The organism is Sphingopyxis sp. CCNWLW2 (genome assembly GCF_037095755.1).
GTDB lineage: Bacteria > Pseudomonadota > Alphaproteobacteria > Sphingomonadales > Sphingomonadaceae > Sphingopyxis.
Genome location: NZ_JBAWKJ010000003.1, coordinates 632,395 through 652,021, shown reverse-complemented (window position 1 = coordinate 652,021; position 19,627 = coordinate 632,395). Strand labels below are relative to the sequence as shown.

The window sequence follows — 19,627 nt, the reverse complement described above, 5'->3', positions numbered from 1 at the left end:
TCTTGGGTCTGAATAAGCAAACCGATGCGGGTAATTTAGGGCTGGACGAATCTTGTCAGCCAAAGGAAAAACATTGTCCTCCCCCATTCGCATCCTGCTTCAGACCACCATCCCGTCGATCGAGGATGACTGGAATATCGGGCGCTTCTCACTGTTGCGCGACTATCTGTCGGACCTCACCGACGATGACGGTTGGCCGTTGTGCGCTGTGACCGCCCGGGACCGCACTGCGCCCGGCGCTCCTGATCCGGTTCTGTCGAAAATCGACCAATCCGACTTCGACGAACTCTGGCTTTTCGCGGTCGATACCGGTGACGGCCTGACCAACGAGGACTGCGCGGCGATCAGCCGCTTCAGGGAGAATGGCCGCGGCTTGCTCGTGACGCGCGATCATATGGATCTGGGTAATTCGGTCTGCACGCTGAGCGGTGTCGGAAACGCGCATTTTTTCCACAGCACCCGTCCGGAGCCAGATACAAGCCGCCATATCCCGGACGACCGGGAAACCGATTATATTCTGTGGCCGAACTATCATTCGGGCGCGAACGGAGATTTTCAGACGATCACGATCGCCGATCCGCCGCATATCCTGCTTAGCGATCCGTGGGCGGCCGACGGCTTGTTGCATTATCTGCCGGCCCATCCGCACGAGGGCGCGGTCGGCGTTCCCGAAGGCGAGACGTCGGCGCGCGTCATAGCGACGGGATTGAGCCAGGCGAGCGGCAAGGATTTCAATCTCGCCGTCGCGTTCGAGCCGTCGGCGAACGGCGGTCCGGCGGTCGCGCAGTCCACTTTCCATCATTTCGCCGACTATAATTGGGATCCGGAGATGGGCTGTCCCACGTTCGTCAGCGAGAAGCCTGGCCATTCGCTTGCCGGTTCCGTCGATGCGCAGAGATCGATCCGCCAATATGTGCGCAACCTCGCGCTATGGCTTGCTGGCCGGTCATTGGAACATGACATCCAGGCACGACTGCGAGAGAATCCGGGCCATCTTAAGAATATTGGAATAGCGCTTCCAAGATAGCTGACCGGCTTTGCCTCCTGCCGATCAGGAGATCGTCGGGGGGCTTTAAGCTCATCGCCTGCAACGCGACACTGTTCGCCTTCCCAAGCTAAAACCGCCACAACGAAACGGCCATGGTCCATTATCTGGATCATGGCCGTCACTTTATGAGAGAGATCTGCCGGCGACCTCTATAAAATTACGCCGCTTCCGCGCGGTCGGCGGTCAATAGTCCCAGACCGCGGGCACGGCCCGGAAGGCGTCGCCTGCAACCGCCACATGATAGATCGACGGAAACGGCAGGTGCGTCGCGACGAAGGGCTCACGGGTCTCGGCGAATTCGCGCAGCAGATTGATGCGGACGCGCTCGGATTCTTCGGGATCATGCTCGAAGCCATTATACCAGCCGGGCTGATCAAAGCCGGGTTGGAAGATGGCGTCGCCGACGAAGGTCAGCTGTTCGCCGCCCGACGCGACGCGGACCATGCAATGCCCGGGCGTGTGGCCTCCAGTCAGCTGCGCGACCACGCCCGGCGCTACCTGGGCTTCCTTCTCGAAGGTTTGGATCTGGCTCTCATATTGCGCCATGAACCGGTTCGCTGCGCCGCGCAGCGCATCGGGAAAGCCGTCTGGCATGGCAGTCCGCGAGAAGTCGGGGTTCTTCCAGAATTCCACCTCCGCGGCCGCGACATGAACGCGCAAATCCGCGCGCATGCGCTCGTGCGTACCGTCGATGATCAGTCCGCCGATGTGATCCATGTGCATATGGGTCACCACCACGTCGGTGATCGATTCAAGCGGTATCCCGGCCGCTTCCAGCCGCTGCACCAAACGTCCGGCCTTTTCCAGCTTGAGGTTCGGGTCCATGCCCAGTCCCGCATCGACGAGGATCGTCTGGTCGCCGCTGCGTACAACGAGAACGTTCAGCGGCCACTCGGCCACTTCGCGCGGCAGGAACTGCTCGTCCAGCCAAGTGTCGAGGACATTCGGTTCGACATTGTGCGCCAGCACATGCGCCGGGATCGGCAACACACCATCGCTGATCACCAGCACGTCGATGTCGCCGACCTGCAGTGCATACCGGGACGGCACCAGCTCGTCGCGGGCAGGTCCGTCAGATTTTATGACAGTCTCGAGGGTCACGCCAGTCTCCTTTTCTTCGTTCGTGGGGAGACTTTGGTCGCACGTCTAGTCGGCTGCCGGTATCGTGCGGGCCGACAGGATTGGGCGATTCAAGGAGCAGGTGGACCTGTGCTTCGAGATAGGTTCTACTCCGAAGGCGCCGATCTTCATCCCGCTCATCCTGCAAGCTTTGTGACGTCGAGCACCGCCTGCGCAAATGCGGCCGGCGCTTCCTGCGGCAAATTGTGCCCGATGCCGCCGGTGATCAGGCGATGGGCATAGGGACCGGTGAACTTCGCGCGATATTGCTCCGGATTCGGATGCGGCGCGCCATTGGCATCGCCCTCCATCGTGATCGCGGGGATAGTCACCGGGGGCGCAGCCGCCAGCTTTGCCTCGACGGCATCATATTGCGGTTCGCCGTCCGCGAGACCGAGCCGCCAGCGATAGTTGTGGATGACGATATCGACATGATCCGGATTGGCGAATGCCGCTGCCGAGCGATCGAACGTCGCGTCGTCGAACTTCCATTCCGGCGAGGCGAGCTTCCAGATCTGCTTGTTGAAGTCGTTGGTATTCGCTGCATAGCCGGCTTTGCCGCGCTCGGTGGCGAAATAAAATTGATACCACCATTGCAGTTCGGCCGCGGGCGGCAACGGCTTGGCGCTCGCTGCCTGGCTTCCGATCAAATAGCCGCTGACCGAGACCAGCGCCATACAGCGTTCGGGCCAGAGCGCAGCCATAATATTGGCGGTGCGCGCGCCCCAGTCAAAGCCCGCAACGACCGCTTTCTCAATATCCAATGCATCCATCAGTGCGATCCCGTCGGTCGCGAGCGCAGCCTGCTGCGCGTTGCGGGGCGTTGCGTCGGACCGGAACAGCGTGGTGCCGTGCCCACGCAGATGCGGAACGATGACTCGATAGCCCCTCGCCGCAAGCAGCGGCGCCACCTCGGCAAAGGCGTCGATTGCATATGGCCAACCGTGGAACAGGAGGATCGGAAGGCCCGACGCCGGCCCCACCTCGACATAGCCGATGCTGAGGACTCCTGCATCGACTTGCCTGACCGGCCCGAAGGATGACGATGTCGGTAATGTGGCTCCACGCGATGCGCTGGTCGTTCGGGCCTGAGCCACGCCCCCTAGGGCGGTGGCGGCGATCAGCGCACCTCCTCGCAAGAATCCCCGCCGGTTCTGGTCAAACGGTTCGGATGAGATACTGACCATAACATGTTCCTTGAGCCGGCCTCAGCTGTGCCGCAAGAATAGCATCGCAGCCGAAAAACTTGAAAGCCGCCTATCCGTTTTGATGTCCCAAAAACTGGCGCAGACGGATCATTCAGCCGCAGCTTCCTCGATAAGCGACGCGACTTCACGGGGATGAGACACCATCAGGGCATGCGATCCGTTTTCGATCATAACTGTTTTGCGCGCATGCGCTCGATTGGCCATGAAACGCATTGTTTCGGCCGGAATGTTCCGGTCAGCCGACCCATAGATGACGTAGCTCGGCAGCTTTTTCCACGTAGCCGTCCGCGAGGGCTCGGTCAGCGCTTCCTGCGCGACCGGCCGCTGGGTTGCCGCCATCAGGGCTGCCTGGGCTTCGGGCACGTCGGCGGCGAATTGTGCGCGGAATTTTGTCGTCTGGATGTAAAGGTCGGTCGAGCCATCGGACAGCTTTACGGGATTCAGCGCCTCCCCGAGTGTGCTGCCGGGGAATTTGGCCGACAGCGTCAAGCTCGACTCGCCCGGTTCGGGCAGGAAGCCCGCGACATAGACGAGCGCTTTGACATTGGGGCGGTTCGTCGCTGCTTCGGAGATGACGGCGCCACCATAGCTGTGCCCGACAAGGATAACGCGCCCCTCGATCGATTGTACGATCGAGCCAATGATATCGGCATCGCCAGCGACGCTGCGCAGCGGATTCGCCGCGGCAATCACCGGATAGCCATGCTCTTCGAGCTGCGCGATAACGTCCTTCCATCCCGACGAATCGGCGAAGGCGCCGTGAACGAGAACGATGGTCGGCTTGGCGGCCGCTGTTTCGACTCGCGCGTGAGCGGGGCCCGAAAAAAGCAGAGCGGCAAGTGCCGCCGAACGTACAGAGCGATACATGGTAATCCTCCTTGGCTGTTGATGACCACCAGCATGAACCGACGAGGCCAGCTGGCCTATCGGGTCAAAGCATGTGGCCGGCCACACCAGGGTCGCGCGAGGCTCCACCCAAAGCATAGGGTTGTCTGGGTCTTCGCCATCCGCAGACCTGCGGCGCCGCATCGGCCTGACGACGCGGTGGATGGTCTATTTTACACGGCCGCCGCTGGTGAGGCGCGGGCGCAGAAGGCCTTACGAGCCATTCCACAGTCCCTTCGAGCGAAGTCAGGCGGCTGCGGGGACCGGAATGGCGAGGTCGAATTGCGCGCCGCCGCCTGGATGATTGGAGACGGCAATCGATCCACCCAGTTCACCGATGATCGATCGGCAGATGGCGAGTCCGATCCCCATCCCGCTGTCCTTGGTGGTGAAAAAGCTTTCAAAGATCCTGCCGAGATCGTCGGCGGGGATACCAGGTCCGCTATCGCGAAGCCTAAAGATCAACATTGCGCCGTCGAGACGCGTCGTCAGGATGATTTCGCGCTCGTCCTCACCCTGCGCTTCGAGCGCCTGAACGCTGTTGATCAACAGGTTCACGAGCACCTGCTGCAGTTCGATCCGGTCGGCGACCACCTTGGGCAATCGTTTTGCGAAATCGGTGGTGATGCGGATCGATCGTGATTCAACCTCGTGGCGCAAGAAGAGCAGCGATTCCTGGACCACATCGTTGAGGTCAATCGGGACCCGTTCGGGTTGCCGCTTTGCCGCCATGCCGCGGATACGCTGGACGATATCGTTCGCGCGCCGCGCGCTCGCGGTAATGCGCGTCGTCAGTTCCTGAACCTTTTCGATATTGGGATCGGAACGCGACAGCCAGCGCAGGCTTGTTTCGGCATTGGTGACGATTGCGGCGAGCGGCTGATTCACTTCGTGCGCGATCGAAGTGGTGAATTCACCCAATGTAGACAGGCGCGCGGCATGCGTGAAATCAGCCTGAAGCTGCCGCAGTTGGGCCTCCACCCGCAGCTGCTCGGTGACATCTTCGAAACTGAAGATCGTGACGTCGAGTTCTCCCGCGGCATTGGGATAGGTCACCGACATCCGCACGTCGCGCACCCGCCCGTCGAAGGTGCGAACCCTGGTAAGTTCGCTGTGGTTCGGCTGGCCGTTGAAGCGGCCGATCATCACGTTCCGCAGCGACGCTGGGTTTTCAGCGAACAGATATCCCACTGGCCGGAGGAGATCGATCGCGCTGGCGCCGCCGAACATCTGCACCGCGGCGCGGTTGACGTCAGTGACGGGCACAGTGTTCGCCGCGCGCTCGACAAGTTCGGGATGCGCAGCGAGGTAGGCGGCGAAATCCTCAACGCCCGTGGCACGGATTTCAGCGTATATTTTCCCCATATGGCTGGCATCGACCTGCCAAAGGGCGACAGGCATATAATGGACAAGTTTGCGGTAGCGCGCCTCGCTCGCACGCAGATAGAGGTAGGAGCGGTCGTCGTCCGCAGTCCCGTTTACCGCAATATAAAGCCGGGTCGGATCATCGGCACGCCACACCGTTACCAGCGGATCGCGCAAGATGCCGTCGGATGCCAGCTGCCGGCGGTGGGTCGCGTCCTTCGTCCCCGTCGTCACCGCGTCGACGATCAGTTCGCCCAATATGGCACGACTGTCGAGCGGCCAGAAGCCGGCGACTGACTGGCCGATCATCAAGGCCCGGCCGCGATTGCCGCCGACGAGGCGTGCGGTCCGCTCGTTGACGTTGATGATCCGCGTGGCCTGTACCAGCTCGAGATAAGCCGCGTTCAACTGGCCCGGTGCGCCGCGCAGCGCTCCCTGCCGCTGCTCTGCCAGCGAAGCGATCAGCGCCTGCGCCCCAGTGATGTCGATCTCCCAACTCGCTGCCATCAACCGGTCGGGGATGTGCCAGTCACCGCCCGCTTCCGCGCCCTCGCCAAGCGATTGCCGTCCATATTCTATAATGTCGCGCGGCGTCCCATCGCTGTGAAAACGCACATATTGCCGGATGTCGACCGCGACATGCGATCCCGATGGCGTGCGCCGGCTGACGAGGCCCTGCCACGTTCCCTCCTGAAGCAGCAGCCGCCAATATTCATGCTCATTGGCACTTCGCGCCGAGAGGTGACCGATACCGCGGCCGATCATCGCAAGTGGCGGCCAGCCATACAGTGCCTCCGACGCGGGGTTCCAATATTGGATCGTCCCGCCGGCATCGAAGATAATCACGCTTTCGGATGCAAAATCGGCGATATCCGGCGCATGCGCCGGCAGCACTCCGCCACCGGGCGTTGCCTGCGTCATGACTGCGGCCTCTCAGGCCAGACGTCGCTCGCAATCGCTGATTTCAGCTGCGCCAGCAACACCGCGCCGGCAGCAGGCTTGGTAAGCCAGGCGTGAATACCCAGGCAGGTTGCCCGCTCGTGTTCGCGCGGATCGACAACCGACGTTAGGACAATCGTGGGCAGGCCCGATCCGCGCGACCGCAAGCTTTCCAGCATGTCGATCCCGCTCATCCCGGGCATGCGGACATCGGTGATCAGGCAATCATAGATGCCAGGTGCGTAGTCTGCGAGAAAGGCATCGGCATCGCCAAACGAATGGCAGGCGAGGCCCGAAACCATCAACAGATCACACAGCGCTTCGCGGATGGAATCATCGTCATCAACGACTGCGACGAGGGGGGTATTGGGCAAGCGGCGAGGCCCTCTTTCACGCGACCGGACGGGTCAAAAATATCTCTCTCGCGTAGCTGGCGACGCATTGTAACCATACCAAAGGCTAGGCTGCGCCGGTTTCGCGTAAAGCGACAGGCAATTTCTCCCACGCGCGAATGAGCTCGCCGACCGATGCCGCCTGCATTTTCCGCATCACATTGCTGCGGTGAAGCTTCACCGTGATCTCCGTGATACCGAGGTCATAGGCGATCTGCTTGTTGAGCCGGCCCCGCGCGACTTCGCGCATAACCTGGCTTTCGCGGGGCGTCAGCGTCGCAAAGCGTTCGACATGCTGCTGCACAATGCGCGCGCTCGCGCGCTGCGCATTGTCGCGCTCGATCCCCGACACGACGGCGTCGAGCAGGGTCTGATCGCGGACCGGCTTGGTAAGAAAGTCGATCGCGCCAGCCTTCATCGCCTGCACCGACATCGGAATGTCACCATGCCCGGTCAGGAAGACGATCGGCTTTTCGACACCCGAACCCGTCAGATATTGCTGGAGATCTAGCCCGCTCGATCCGGGCATGCGTACGTCGAGGACCAGGCAGCCCGCTCTTTCGAGCAGCGGGGATTCCAGCAGTTCACGGGTCGATCCATAACAGGCAGCTTCCATGCCGACCGAAAACATCAACTCGCTGATTGCGGTTCGCACCTCGACATCGTCATCGACGATCAGGACGACGGGCGCTTCTTCGCTGGCAACATTGCTGCTCATGGCCGAACCTCTGAAGTTAGAGAAGAAGCAGGGTTTTGCACGGGCGGACCGCGCCGGAAGCGCGCCACGCTGCGTGGAATGAAGTCGTACAAATCGATGTTTCGCGAGGCAAGGGCTATCGCCCCTGCCGCGCGGTTCTAACCTGTCCGTCAAAGCAGCGCCATACCGCCATCGACGCGCAGGTTGATGCCGGTGATGAAACTGCTGGTATTAGAGGCGAGGAAAAGTGCCGCCTGCGCAAGTTCATCCGGCTGACCGAGGCGCCCGAGCGGAATCGCGCCTGCCATCATGTCGATAAACGCGCCGCGATCTTTGGGCGCGACCCCCAGCTTTTCGAGAATCGCGGTTTCGGTCGGTCCGGGGCTCAGCATGTTGACGCGGATGGCACGATGCTTGAACTCGAGCGCCCAATTGCGCGCGAACGCGCCGATTGCCGCCTTGGTGCCTGCATAGACAGCATGGCCGTCGAGCACCTTGTCGCTCGCAAGCGAGCCGACGAGGATGATCGAACCGCCGTCGCGAAGGATCGGTGCGATTTTCTGGACGCCGAAGAAGGTGCCGCGCGCGTTGACCGCGAATTGCACGTCATATTCCTGTTCCGAAACATCGTGTGAAGGCGTGATCGTATTGATCCCGGCATTCGCCATATAGATGTCGGCGTGACCGAAACGATCCCGAACGATCTCGGCGACATGGCTATGATGCTCAGGGTCGGCGACATCGCCCTGGATACCGATCGCCGACGCACCGATTTCGCGCACCGCATCGTCGATGACCTGTTGACGGCGTCCGGTAATCGCAACCGTTGCGCCTTCCTGCGCGAAGAGCTTCGCTGCGGCCAAACCGATGCCGCTGTTACCGCCGGTGATCACCGCGACTTTTCCTTGCAAACTATTCATTGGCTACCTTCTTTCTGGGGGATTTTGATGTTCATTCGCTGCGAAAACCGATCTTGCGGTGCGTACCGTCGCAGAACGGCTTGTTGCCGCTGCCGCCACATCGGCACAGGCGTGCCGTTTCGACGCAAGCGATCGCTCGCCCCGTTCCACTGACGATCTCCAGATTGCCGCGCACCTGCAGCGGCCCGTCGAGTTCGGGATCGATCGCGAGCGGACCATCGCGGAAAGCGAGTTTCGGCGTGTCCTTGCCCGGCGGTTCGCCCGTCGCCTCGAAACCGATATATTTGTGCGACTTGTCGCAGAAGGGTTTGTTCTTCGACGCGCCGCAGCGGCAGAGCGTAGCGCGAAACCCGGCGCGCGCGCCATCGAGAACCATGTCCGCGCGCACCGCATATGGGCCATTTTCGCGGAGGCCGATCAGGTTAACGGGCGGCACGGGTTCGGTCTTGCCGTCGCGGCGCTGATAGCTCAGCGCTCCCGACGGGCATTGGCGAATGACGCTGCATAGTTGATCGACATCGGTTTCGTCGGGCGTGATCCACGCCCCTTCAACCCCCGCAAGGAATGTCGCAGGCGCCTGCGTGACGCAGACGCGTGCATGGATACAGCGCCGGCCGTCGAAATTGACTGTGACATCCTTGCCTTCCGCCTGGTCGCCGGATCCGGCCGGCGCAGCTTGCGAAACGGGAGCACCGGAAGGCGGAATGGGCGACAATGCCGTCGCCGCCAGGGGCGCACTGCGTAGCCGGTCCGCCTGCTTCAGCAAAATCCGCGCCGCGCGGTCGCACCGTGGATCAGCGGTATCCATCGCCGCCGCAACGGCGCCCAGTTCCTCGACGCGTTCGATGTAAAGCCGGCGCGCGCTCGTCCCTTGCGGAAGCGATGCGGCCTCGCGCAAAGCGGTAAAGGAAACACCCGCGTTGCATCCGGGGTTCGACGGCCCCGCGGGCAGGCGCGCGGCGCGCTCGGCGATCGCGGTCAGCGCGTGCATCAAGCCGATCGCGCAGCCGGTGTAGAGCGCCTTGTCGGGATTCGCACGCGGCAACGCAAAAGCCCCCGCGAGCAGCCGAAGAGAGAGCGCATAGATGGCGTTCGCCAAATCCACCGCGGCAATGGCATCGGCATTTTCCAGCCAGACGCGGCCTTCGGGCCGTGGCGGCTTGCGCAGCACCGGGTTGACCGCTGCCGGGTGCGCCGCGACAAAGCCCGGATTGGTGACGGAAAGCTGCTGCATCTCGGCGCGCACCGTCAGGAAACGATGAAAATGCGACGTCTCGAGGTCCGACGGAGCCCCCTCCCCTTCGACGATAATTTCGGTCAACGCGGCAAGCGCGCTGTTGAGATCGGTGACGGCCCGCGCGCCGGCGAGATTGACCTCAGCCGACGACAATTGCAGCGCCGGATCGCCGCAGAAGACCGCCTTCTCCCCGATCGCATCCACCAGCGCGCGGAGGTCGGCCTCGATTGTCTGATAGAAGATGCCAATCGTGGCATAATCATAACCTGCCGGGGTCAGCCGCGGCGCTACGGGCGTCCGGCTTGGTGGGTCGGCGACCGCAAAGCCGTCGCCGTCGGGTTCGGCCGATGTTTCGGGGCGTTCAAGGAAGATGAAATGCTGGATCACCTCCGCACTGAAGGGCGCGAGCTTGACCACAATCCCGGCGGGCAGATAACCAGCATCGATCGGAAAGTTGGTGCGTCCGAACCGCGGCGCCCCGCCCAGAGCAGACGTTATATTCCACACTGCGACCAAATGGCTCATCTCATCGACCGCGACGTCGAGGATCGCGCGGCGCCAGCGTGCGATCGCCTCGCCTTCCGCCGCACTCAGCCCCTCCCCTTCGCCATCCTTCAGGCTGAAGGCGGCATAGAGATAGGTGCACATCAGATTCTGTTCGAGTTCGGCAGCTTCGTAGAGCGCGTGCAAAAGCTTTTCGCGGCTCACGGCCGTCTTGACGTCGTCCATTTCCTGACCCTCCTTGCACGATCGCCAAGCGATCAATGCAGCGTCAGAATAGGCCATCGAGCGCCGCCGGTTAGACACGAGAGCTGACAAGCCGATTGTACCAAATAATCCGCCGGGCGTCCGGATTGCCCGGATAAGCCGCACCCGACCTAGCCAGCGGGGCAGCGCATACTGTACCTTTGGATAGGTCGCCCCCGCCTCGACAGCACCCCAACGACGGGCATAGCTTCAGCGTCATCGAGAGGCTTTTAACAGTACCATGAGGTGATGAGATGAATGCACCATGGGATCCCGGACGGATCGCCTTCGCGATCGATCGTTCGCATTCGACACCGATTACCGCCCAGATCAGCGCGACGTTGCGGGCTGCGATCACCGAGGGCCGGTTGCGGCCCGGCGCGCGGCTGCCTTCATGGCTCGATCTCGCCGCACAGCTCGGCGTTTCGCGGGGGACGGTGAAAGCCGCGTATGAAGCGCTCGCCGACGAGTTTCTCGTCTATTCGGCCGGCGCCGCGGGGACGCGCGTCGCCGAGCGCCGGGGTCCGCGGCCAATCGCGGTGAAACAGATCGAGATTGCGCGTCCGTTACAGGATCTCGAGCGCGGCTTTTCGCTGCAACCCCTCCCCTTTCAGATGGGCGCCCCGGCGCAGGATGCCTTTCCGGCCAAGCTTTGGGCGCGTCTGCGCACTCGGGCGGTGCGCGCCAATGCGATGGCGCCGGTCGGACCGACCGACCCGCGCGGGGAGCCAGAACTTCGCGCACAGATTGCGGCGCAACTCGCGATCACGCGCGGCATATGTTGCCACCCCGACCAAATCCTTCTCACCACGGGTTACAAGAACGGCCTCTGCCTCACTCTGCTCGCGCTGGGCGTGCACGGGCGGTCGGCGTGGGTCGAGGACCCTTGCTATCCGGTGGCCCGCAGCGCGCTCGAAATAGCTGGACTGAAGCCGATTCCAGTGCCGGTCGACGCCAAGGGAATTCGCGTCGACCATGGCGTTCGCGCCGCCCCCGATGCCGCACTCGCCATCGTCACCCCGGGACAGCAGGCGCCAACCGGTGTTACCCTGTCGCCCGAACGCCGGGTCGCACTGCTCGCCTGGGCGGCGCGCGAGGACGCGTGGATTATCGAGGATGATTATCTGAGCGAATTGCAGCTCGGCGGGCGCGCGGCTCCGGCAATGGCGGCCGACGATCCCGCCGGACGGGTGATCCATATCGGCACCTTCGGCAAGACGATCAGCCCCGCGCTCGGCCTAGGTTTCGTCGTCGCGCCGCTGGCGCTGGCCGCACGCTTTGGTGAGGTCGCAGGCTATCTCAACCCCGCACCGAATGTCACGACCCAGCTCGCGCTCACCGACTTTCTCGCCGACGGCCATTTCCTGCGCCATCTGCGGCACATGAAAGACCTGTATCGCCAACGCCGCGACGATCTGCACGCGCGGATCGATCCCAGGATCGCGGTCGACGCCTTTGCGGGGCTCGCGGTGATCGCGCACCTGCCGCGCGGCTACGACGATGTCGCGCTGGCGAAGCGCGCGCCCGAATTCGGGATTGCTCCTGCGCCGCTGTCGATCTGGCACAGCCGGCCGGCCGAAGCACAGGCGGGACTCGTTCTCTGCGTGACCAATTTGCGCAAGTCGTTGCTCGACAAGGCGTGCGACGTGCTCGCCACGCTGATCGACAATCCGGTGGCTTCGCCGGTTGAAGCCAAAGCAGCCTGAGGGAGAAATGCCGTGAAACTGATGCATGTCGACGCCAGCCCGAAATCCGAGACCTCAAACTCGCGGACGCTGTCGCGCTTCTTCGTTGAACAGCTCCGCTTCCGCATCCCCGCGCTGACAATCGACTATCTCGACCTCGCGGCCGAGCCGATGCCGGCGATCACCGAAACCTTCACGACCGCAACCTACACGCCGGAAGAGGAGCGAACAGCGGACATGGAAGCCGCGCTAGCGCCCTCGGATACGCTGTGCCGGCGGCTGCTTGACGCCGACGCGCTGCTCTTTGCGATGCCGATGCACAACTGGACGATGCCCGCGTCGTTCAAGGCGTTCGTTGATACGGTGGTACGCGGGGGAATGACCTATGTCGCGACCGAAGATGGTCGCTACGTCGGGCAGCTCGGCGGCCGAAAGACTTTGTTCATCACCACCCGCGGCGTCGACCTGCGTCCCGGAACGCCCTTCGCCGATATGGATGCGCTCACGCCTTCGCTGCGCGCTGCTTTCGGCTTCATCGGTGTCGCCGAACCCCGATTTGTCGACGCGCAGCCGCTGCAGTTCGCGCGGGCGAGCGAACGCGAAGCTGCGCTGAAGCGGGCCAGGCGAGAGCTGGCCCTGGTCGCCGAGGCGTGGAACGATTGCAGCCTGCCGACGCACGCCGAGGCCGTTTAACAAACGGTACAATCATATCCTCAACCCTTGGGTCTGTTGCCGCTCTGCCCCGCGCCTAAGCTGATCCCAGTCTCTCATTCCGCAAGGGGAACAGTCATGGACGCCGAAGTGATCGACAATGTCGAAAAGCGCTCTTTCGAGCTCGACCTGCCCGATGGATCGACCGCAGCCGCCTTTTATCGCGTCGACGATGAAGGACGGCTCGTGCTGATCCACACCGAAGTGCCTGCCGAATTCTGGGGCCTTGGCATCGCGACACAACTCGCGACCGGCGCTTTCCAGCTGATGCGACGGACGGGCAGAAAGGCGGTGTTGCGTTGCCAGTTCATGGTCAATTTTTTTCGGCAGCATCCCGAATACGCCGACGTCGTGGCGGGGTGAGTCCGTGCCATGATCGATGAATATGACCTTGAGCGCTTCGTGGCGGCGCAGGCCGACACCTATGACGACGCGATCGACATCCTGCGGCGGGGCGCGATGTGCACGCCCTATATGGATCATATCTTCCCGCGCCTGGCGAGCGCGGCCGACGATGGCAATGGCTTCGCGCTCCCCGAGCTCGATGCGGCGCGCGCCTATCTCGCCTTCCCCCCGATCGGCAACCGCTACCGCGAATGCGTCGAAACGCTCTTTCGCCTCGTGCGCAGCAGCGCACGCGAAGTATTCGGCGAAGCCGATGCCGACAAGCTCCACGCCTCGCTCACCCTCTTCGCCGAAGCGACGAATGAGGTGTTGCTGCGATCGGTCCTCGCCGTCTGGTACGACGATATGGTCCATGAGGAGACGATCGTCCGCATCCATCGCGATGGCTGAGGCCGGACAGCGTCCCGCAGGATCAGATCAGACGTCCCAGCCGGCTTCGGTCGGATCGAAACGCGACCCGGTTTCGAGCGTGCGATGGACGGGGCAGCGGTCGGCGACCGAGATCAGTTCGGCGTGCTGCGCGGAATCAAGGTTGCCCTCGATCTCGACACTTCGACTGAAAACATCGGGTCTTTCCGTGCCCGTTTCCTTGCGGTGTGCGACTCCGGTGCGGATGCGCTCGATGGGCCAGCCCTTGCGCGATGCATAGAGGCGCAGCGTCATCGTCGTGCAAGCGGCAAGCGCGGCGGACAGGAGATTGAAGGGCGTCGGTCCCGAGCCAAGGCCGCCGAGACTTTCGGGTTCGTCCACAATGAAACTCGCCTTGCCGGCGCGCATCGCAAGCTGGAACTTGCCGAGGCCCGTCTCTTCCGCTTCGGCATCGAAACGGCTGAGCGCGGTAGGAAGCGGTTCGGGCAGATAGCGTGCGGCCCACGATGCGATCATGTCGGCGGCGAAATCGGCATCGCCAGCCCTGCTCAGCAGATGGTCGGCACCGTCCAGCGAGACGAAGCTCTTGGGATGTTTGGCGGCAAGATATATGCTCGTCACATTGTCGATGCCGACGACCTGATCGGTCGGCGAGTGGAGCAGCAACAGCGGGCGCTTCAGCGCCGCAAGCCGTCCCCCCTGTTCCTGATCGCGCAGATTCCGGACAAGTTCGCGCCCGACCGCGAACGGGCGGCCGCCGATCGATACCATCCCCTTCCCTTCAAGCTCGATCCGCGCGAGCGCGTCGGGATCGAACTGGGCCAGCACATGATCGATCTCGAAAGGTGCCGCGATCGTAGCGACCGCGCGCACGCCGGGCAGCGAGCCGGCGGCCGCAACGACCGCCGCGCCGCCGAAGCTGTGTCCGACGAGCAGCATCGGCGACATGTCCAGCGCCGCCATCGCACCCGCCGCGGCAACCAGATCCTCGACATTGTGCGCGAAACCCGTCGCGGCGAAATCGCCTTCGCTGCGCCCGAGACCAGTGAAGTCGAAACGCAACACGCCGACGCCCGCACCCGCAAGCCGCCGCGCAATGCGTACCGCCGCTTTGTTGTCTTTACCGCAGGTGAAGCAGTGCGCGAACAGCGCCCACGCACGCACGGGTCCGACTGGAAGCTCGAGCCGGCCCGACAGCGTATCGCCCGCGGCATTGGGAAAATCAAAGGGGCGCGTCGGCATGATGGCTCTCCTGACTGGGCGTCTGTTCTAATACTCTTCGCCTGGTTTGCAGAGCATGGATCAAGCCATGCCTTCGGCCTTGAGTGTCGCCTGCACGGCCGGACGCATTTTGAGTCGCTCGGCAAGCGCCGCCAGCGGCGCCGGCACTTCGACGCCGAAGCGCCCAGCCCACAGGGCCATCACAAGGATATAGAAATCGGCGACGCTCGGTCGATCGCCGAACAGATAATCGCCGCCGATCGTGTCGGCGAGATAGCGCATGCGCGCGGTGATATAGGCGCTGGCCACCGCCTTTTGCTCGTCGGTACCATTGTGCCAGAAGGGCTTGAAGCTCTTGTGGATCTCGGTCGAGATGTAAGCGAGCGCTTCGAGCAGCCGCGTGCGGCCAAGCGGCCCTTCGACGCCGAAGACGGGATATCGTCCGGCGATATAGTCGAGCACCGCGATATTCTCGGTCACCAACTCGCCATCGTTGAGACGCAGCGCCGGGACATAGCCCTTTCGCGTCACGCCGTTGAAATCCATGCCGCTTGCGGTGATCTTCGTCTTGAGATTGACGCTTTCGCTGTCGAACGGGTCGCCAGCTTCGGCGAGCGCGATGTGGGCAGCGAGACTGCATGCCCCGGGGCAATAATAGAGCTTCATGGTGCAATTCCCTGAAAAAGGAGTCGCTGGAGCGCGGCGGAAGAGGGGGCAGCGCTCCAGCGACAGTCGGGATCGAAGCGGGAGGGTCGGCGGCTTCGAATCCCGTGGGGTTCATCAGGCCGCGATGGCGGCAGCTTCTTCAGCCGGATGGATCATACGAAGACCGATCTGCACCTGATTCCAGAAGTTGATCGCGCCGATCACAACGGTCAGATAGGCGATCTCCTTGTCGCTGAAGTGCGCCTTGAGCAGTTCAAAGTCAGCATCAGGGGCATGCGACTTGGCGACACGCGTCAGTACTTCGGTCCAGTTGAGCGCCGCGCGTTCGCGGTCGGTAAAGACCGGTGAATGGCGCCAGGCGCTGAGCAGGTGGATGCGCATGTCATTCTCGCCATGCTTGACCGCGTCCTTGACGTGCATGTGGATGCAGAAAGCGCAGCCGTTGATCTGCGACGCGCGCAGCTTCACCAGTTCGATCAGGCCATGTTCGAGGCCCGAAGTTTCAAAGCTGGCTTCGACGGCGAGCATGGCCTTCATGGCGTCGGGGGCAGCTTGGAAAATATTCATACGCGGGGTCATCATTCGTCTCCTTCACTTTCGGTGGGGTAGAATCGTTCAGGCAGGCTGCGCGCGGGTACGCCGGGCGTCCGCGACGGCCCAGGCCGTCAGCAGAGTGCCGAGGATTGCGGGAAGCGTGACGGCGGGAAAGTCGCGAGCCAGGACCTCGGGTCCGCAGATGCCGACCGCGACCTCCCAGAAATGAAACAGCGCGTGGCCCCAGAGCCACAGCGTGGCGGTCGCCCACAGCAAGACCCGATATTGCGGCCGGAAGGCGCCGACAAGGAAAGCCGTCCCCATGAAAAGGAAGATCAGGCCGATGTCACGGATGAAATGCTGGTTGAAAGGACCGGTCGTTGTGACGCCCGGCACCGCGAAATACCAACCCGCGGGCGAATAGAGCATGTAAAGCCCATTTGCTTCGGCCCCGATACCGAGAATGACGGCCAGGCCGAGACTGATCTGCTTGAACATGGCGAAGCTCCTTCGATGGTGTGGACGCTTATTTCTTCGGCGGCGGCGGCACATTGGCGAGCCACCAGTCGAAGCGCGTGGCGCCGAGCTTCACGCCCTCACCGGGGATCAAGGAATCCTCCGCCAGCTTGACCCCGAAGTAGCGCGCCTCGGAATCCACCGTGACGGGGTGCGGGTCCTTGTCATATGCGAGCACCGTCGCGACGATCTCGGACAGGCGGAATTTCTCGGGCCCGCCGATTTCGATGATGCGGTTCGCCGGTTCGGAGAGCGCCGCAGCTACCACCGCGTCGGCGACATCCTCGGCCGCCATCGGCTGGATGAAGGCATCCGACAGGCGGACCTCGCCGTCGATCATCGACGATTGGGCGATACCGCGCAAAAATTCCATGAACTGGGTGGCGTGCAGGATCGTATAGGGAATGCCGCTGTCGCGGATGATATTTTCTTGCGCCAGCTTGGCGCGAAAATAGCCGCTGTCCTGCAGCTTGTCGGTGCCCACGACCGACAGCGCGATATGCAGGCCGACGCCCGCCGTCTTTTCGGCTGCGGCGATATTCCGGCCCGCGGTCTGGAAGAAGTCCATCGCAGACTGATCATCGAACGATGGCGAGTTGGCGAGATCGACGACTACCTGCGCGCCGGTCAGCGCATCAGCAAGCCCTTCGCCGGTAATGGTGTTGACGCCGGTGTTGGGCGCCGCGGCAATCGCCTGATGCCCGCGCTCTTCGAGCTTGGTAACAACTTTCGAACCGATGAGCCCGGTCCCCCCGATCACGACGATCTTCATGGCTTTTGCCTTCCAGATAACGACGCCAATCGCGTCCGATGTCTGGAGAACTATCGAAGGTCCGCAGCGGAGTGCAGACCTGAGACATGCGAAAGCCTCTGTACCATGGGGCTTTGCTCCCCGCTCGGTACAAGAAAACCGTCATATCTTGCATCTTACACCGATGCGGCCGGATCGCTCAAAAGAACCGAGCGCGACGGATCGCCTCCTTCCCGATCCCGGATCCGCGCACGACCCCGCCGTCAAGGCAGCGGATACTGAAGGAGCCGTGTTAATCGGACCCGACGGAGATGATGAACATGGGGATTTTTCCGGTTTCCCCCCATGGCCAACGAATTGGCAGACGAGCATCCCACCTGTCCGGCTCCCATTTTTCGGCCATTACATACAATCAGGAGAAGCCTTCTCCGCGGCCTTTCTGACCCATGTCATCGGGGCGCTCCTCCGTTCAGAAACTCGAGTATAATGCCCGTCGCATATGTGGGGAGGCGGCTTCCGGGGATGGCCGCCATCGCTTCACCCAAATAGGCGCCGTGGCCTCCCGGCAGAACGACGACTTGCGCGCCCGGAATGATGCGAGCCATCGCCGCAATATGCTCGAGCGGAGCCACATCATAATTACCTTGCAGGATCATGGTTGGCGCTTGGATCGAGCCCAGCTCCGCCTCGCTCCATCCTTCGAACGACAGCAGGTTGTGCATCAGCTTCGGCGTCAGCCTGGGGAGGTCGTCGGGATTGGGCGCTACCGCAAGATAGGCCTTTCTATAGATTTCGGGCATGCTTTGCGCGTTAGCGGTCTCAAAGGAGCGCAGCAACTCGGGACGAATATCGTCGCGGCGATAATAGACCGAGCCCAGAACGAGCCGGTGAACCAGCTCGGGATGCCGGATCGCCAGCTCGATCGCAACGCCTCCGCCATTGCTGAAGCCCAGCACATCGACTTGACGAAGACCCAGCCGCTTGAAGAGTGCAGCGGTATCGTCGGCCATTTGCCGGTAGGATAGTGGCCGGTCGAGATCGGCGGTATGGCCATGCCCCTGCTGTTCGGGCGCCAGGACCATATGCGCTTTCGCAAGCTCTGGCAGGATGGCGCCGAAGCTTGTCCCAACGGTGGATCCGCCCCCGTGCAGAATCAGCAAAGGCGCCCCCTCGCCATGCACTTCATAGTACATCTTGAGCGCGCCGATCTCGGCATATCCGCTCTTCCCGCCAGCAGGCTGGGCGCTGGCGACTGCGGCCGAAAGGACAAACAGGAGACAAAGAGCGGCGGCGCGATAAATTGGCCGGGCGACATACCAAGGCCCCGGCGCACGTCGAACAGCGACAAGGTCACGCCGCATCGGAAGCCTCGTGCACCATGACATCAGCAAGCCTGTCAAAACCTTGCTCGGTCCCAAGGACACGCTGCTCACCGGCGCCTCCGCCCGCCAGAAATACGGCCTGTTCCGTGAACTTCATCTGCGTCCGCCTATCGACGGACTTGAACTCGATCGTCACGAGCGAAGCCGACAATCGTTCGCCCTTGAAGCTCATCTCATAGGCGTAGATGATCCGCTGTTCGGGCACGATATCGAGATAGAAGGCGTGGAACGTCAGTTCATCGCCCTCGGGGGTGCGCCAGCGCTTGATCTCCATCCCGCCGGGCCGAAAGTCGAACCGGTCTTCGAGTGTCGTCCAGTCCGCGTGGCAACCGCTCCAGCGGTCCTTGAGTTCGGGCTCGGACCAGAAGCGGAACGCGTGCCTGGGACTTCCGGGCAGGTCACGCTCGATCACGAACATGCTGTGCTCGATCTTATGTTTCGTCATGGGTGGTTCCTTCTTCAGCTATCTGCAGCATCGCTTCGCCAAGCCGGTCGAAAGCGTTGTTCCACGCCGCTTCCCGGCTGCGCGCCCAATCGCCAATCCTTCTCAATGCCCCGGCCTCGAGGCTGTAGGTGCGGCTCCGACCTGCCTTTCGGGAAGTCACGATCCCACCCGCTTCCAGCACCTGGAGATGCTTGACCGCCGAGGGCAGCCGCATGCCTGCAGGGGCTGCCAGTTCCTTCACCGTCGCCGGCCCGACGCTGAGATGTTCGACCATGCCGCGGCGATGGGGATCCGCTAGCGCCAGGAACATGCGGTCAAGGGCCTGAGTTTGGGCGTGCATCGTCTCGCATCCAATAGTTTCTTCTAAAGGAAACTATCATCAGCA

Annotated in this window: 21 protein-coding genes; 5 read left to right on the top strand and 16 right to left on the bottom strand. The window is 62.5% G+C overall.

The annotated features are described in order from the left end of the window. Positions 1-73: 73 nt before the first annotated feature. Positions 74-1,027, top strand: a complete 954-nt coding sequence (locus V8J55_RS20500) for a hypothetical protein (protein ID WP_336447422.1) — start codon at positions 74-76, stop codon at positions 1,025-1,027. A gap of 204 nt (positions 1,028-1,231) precedes the next feature. Here the strand turns inward: V8J55_RS20500 and V8J55_RS20495 are convergent, their stop codons facing one another. From V8J55_RS20495 to V8J55_RS20460, 8 genes are all read right to left on the bottom strand, one after another. Next, on the bottom strand, positions 1,232-2,149 hold the full coding sequence (locus V8J55_RS20495) for an MBL fold metallo-hydrolase (protein ID WP_336447421.1): 918 nt from the start codon (positions 2,147-2,149) through the stop codon (positions 1,232-1,234). A 155-nt stretch (positions 2,150-2,304) separates the two neighbouring features. Continuing rightward, entirely contained in the window at positions 2,305-3,264 is a 960-nt protein-coding gene (locus V8J55_RS20490; protein ID WP_443030840.1) for an alpha/beta fold hydrolase, read from the bottom strand. 198 nt (positions 3,265-3,462) lie between these two features. Continuing rightward, on the bottom strand, positions 3,463-4,359 hold the full coding sequence (locus V8J55_RS20485; RefSeq protein WP_336447419.1) for an alpha/beta fold hydrolase: 897 nt from the start codon (positions 4,357-4,359) through the stop codon (positions 3,463-3,465). A gap of 147 nt (positions 4,360-4,506) precedes the next feature. Then, a complete protein-coding gene (locus tag V8J55_RS20480) occupies positions 4,507-6,546 on the bottom strand; it encodes a PAS domain-containing sensor histidine kinase (protein WP_336447418.1) in 2,040 nt (679 codons plus the stop codon). Continuing rightward, complete coding sequence (locus tag V8J55_RS20475) at positions 6,543-6,938, bottom strand: response regulator transcription factor (RefSeq protein ID WP_336447417.1); 396 nt, start codon at positions 6,936-6,938, stop codon at positions 6,543-6,545. Before V8J55_RS20475 ends, V8J55_RS20480 begins: the two co-directional genes overlap by 4 nt. An 85-nt stretch (positions 6,939-7,023) precedes the next feature. Then, entirely contained in the window at positions 7,024-7,674 is a 651-nt protein-coding gene (locus V8J55_RS20470; RefSeq protein ID WP_336447416.1) for a response regulator transcription factor, read from the bottom strand. A 149-nt stretch (positions 7,675-7,823) separates the two neighbouring features. Further along, positions 7,824-8,573 carry an SDR family NAD(P)-dependent oxidoreductase gene (locus V8J55_RS20465; protein WP_336447415.1) on the bottom strand — a complete coding sequence of 250 codons (750 nt, stop codon included), beginning with the start codon at positions 8,571-8,573 and terminating at the stop codon, positions 7,824-7,826. 31 nt (positions 8,574-8,604) lie between these two features. Continuing rightward, positions 8,605-10,539 (bottom strand): ferritin-like domain-containing protein, encoded by a 1,935-nt coding sequence (locus tag V8J55_RS20460; RefSeq protein ID WP_336447414.1) that lies wholly within the window; start codon positions 10,537-10,539, stop codon positions 8,605-8,607. 272 nt (positions 10,540-10,811) lie between these two features. Here V8J55_RS20460 and pdxR point away from each other — a divergent pair, with 272 nt between their 5' ends. The 4 genes from pdxR to V8J55_RS20440 all read left to right on the top strand — a co-directional run bounded on the left by pdxR (position 10,812) and on the right by V8J55_RS20440 (position 13,748). Next, on the top strand, positions 10,812-12,263 hold the full coding sequence (gene pdxR / locus V8J55_RS20455; RefSeq protein WP_336447413.1) for a MocR-like pyridoxine biosynthesis transcription factor PdxR: 1,452 nt from the start codon (positions 10,812-10,814) through the stop codon (positions 12,261-12,263). A gap of 21 nt (positions 12,264-12,284) precedes the next feature. Beyond that, a complete protein-coding gene (locus tag V8J55_RS20450) occupies positions 12,285-12,935 on the top strand; it encodes an FMN-dependent NADH-azoreductase (protein ID WP_336447589.1) in 651 nt (216 codons plus the stop codon). A 96-nt stretch (positions 12,936-13,031) separates the two neighbouring features. Continuing rightward, positions 13,032-13,316 (top strand): GNAT family N-acetyltransferase, encoded by a 285-nt coding sequence (locus V8J55_RS20445; RefSeq protein ID WP_336447412.1) that lies wholly within the window; start codon positions 13,032-13,034, stop codon positions 13,314-13,316. Between the two features lie 9 nt (positions 13,317-13,325). Next, complete coding sequence (locus V8J55_RS20440) at positions 13,326-13,748, top strand: DUF1810 family protein (RefSeq protein WP_336447411.1); 423 nt, start codon at positions 13,326-13,328, stop codon at positions 13,746-13,748. Between the two features lie 27 nt (positions 13,749-13,775). Here V8J55_RS20440 and V8J55_RS20435 read toward each other — a convergent pair whose 3' ends face one another. The 8 genes from V8J55_RS20435 to V8J55_RS20400 form a co-directional block, all read right to left on the bottom strand. Beyond that, positions 13,776-14,969 (bottom strand): bifunctional alpha/beta hydrolase/OsmC family protein, encoded by a 1,194-nt coding sequence (locus tag V8J55_RS20435; protein ID WP_336447410.1) that lies wholly within the window; start codon positions 14,967-14,969, stop codon positions 13,776-13,778. Between the two features lie 60 nt (positions 14,970-15,029). After that, the gene (locus V8J55_RS20430; protein ID WP_336447409.1) at positions 15,030-15,614 is read right to left on the bottom strand and encodes a glutathione transferase GstA; all 585 of its coding nucleotides are present in this window, start codon (positions 15,612-15,614) and stop codon (positions 15,030-15,032) included. A gap of 114 nt (positions 15,615-15,728) precedes the next feature. After that, on the bottom strand, positions 15,729-16,193 hold the full coding sequence (locus V8J55_RS20425; protein WP_336447408.1) for a carboxymuconolactone decarboxylase family protein: 465 nt from the start codon (positions 16,191-16,193) through the stop codon (positions 15,729-15,731). A gap of 36 nt (positions 16,194-16,229) precedes the next feature. After that, positions 16,230-16,646 (bottom strand): hypothetical protein, encoded by a 417-nt coding sequence (locus tag V8J55_RS20420; protein WP_336447407.1) that lies wholly within the window; start codon positions 16,644-16,646, stop codon positions 16,230-16,232. A gap of 28 nt (positions 16,647-16,674) precedes the next feature. Then, positions 16,675-17,436, bottom strand: coding sequence for an SDR family oxidoreductase (locus tag V8J55_RS20415; RefSeq protein ID WP_336447406.1), 762 nt, complete (start codon positions 17,434-17,436; stop codon positions 16,675-16,677). A 428-nt stretch (positions 17,437-17,864) separates the two neighbouring features. Then, positions 17,865-18,776 (bottom strand): alpha/beta fold hydrolase, encoded by a 912-nt coding sequence (locus V8J55_RS20410; RefSeq protein WP_336447405.1) that lies wholly within the window; start codon positions 18,774-18,776, stop codon positions 17,865-17,867. After that, positions 18,766-19,242, bottom strand: a complete 477-nt coding sequence (locus V8J55_RS20405) for an SRPBCC family protein (RefSeq protein WP_336447404.1) — start codon at positions 19,240-19,242, stop codon at positions 18,766-18,768. Before V8J55_RS20405 ends, V8J55_RS20410 begins: the two co-directional genes overlap by 11 nt. Continuing rightward, positions 19,229-19,582 (bottom strand): ArsR/SmtB family transcription factor, encoded by a 354-nt coding sequence (locus V8J55_RS20400; protein WP_336447403.1) that lies wholly within the window; start codon positions 19,580-19,582, stop codon positions 19,229-19,231. Before V8J55_RS20400 ends, V8J55_RS20405 begins: the two co-directional genes overlap by 14 nt. Between the last annotated feature and the right edge of the window lie 45 nt (positions 19,583-19,627).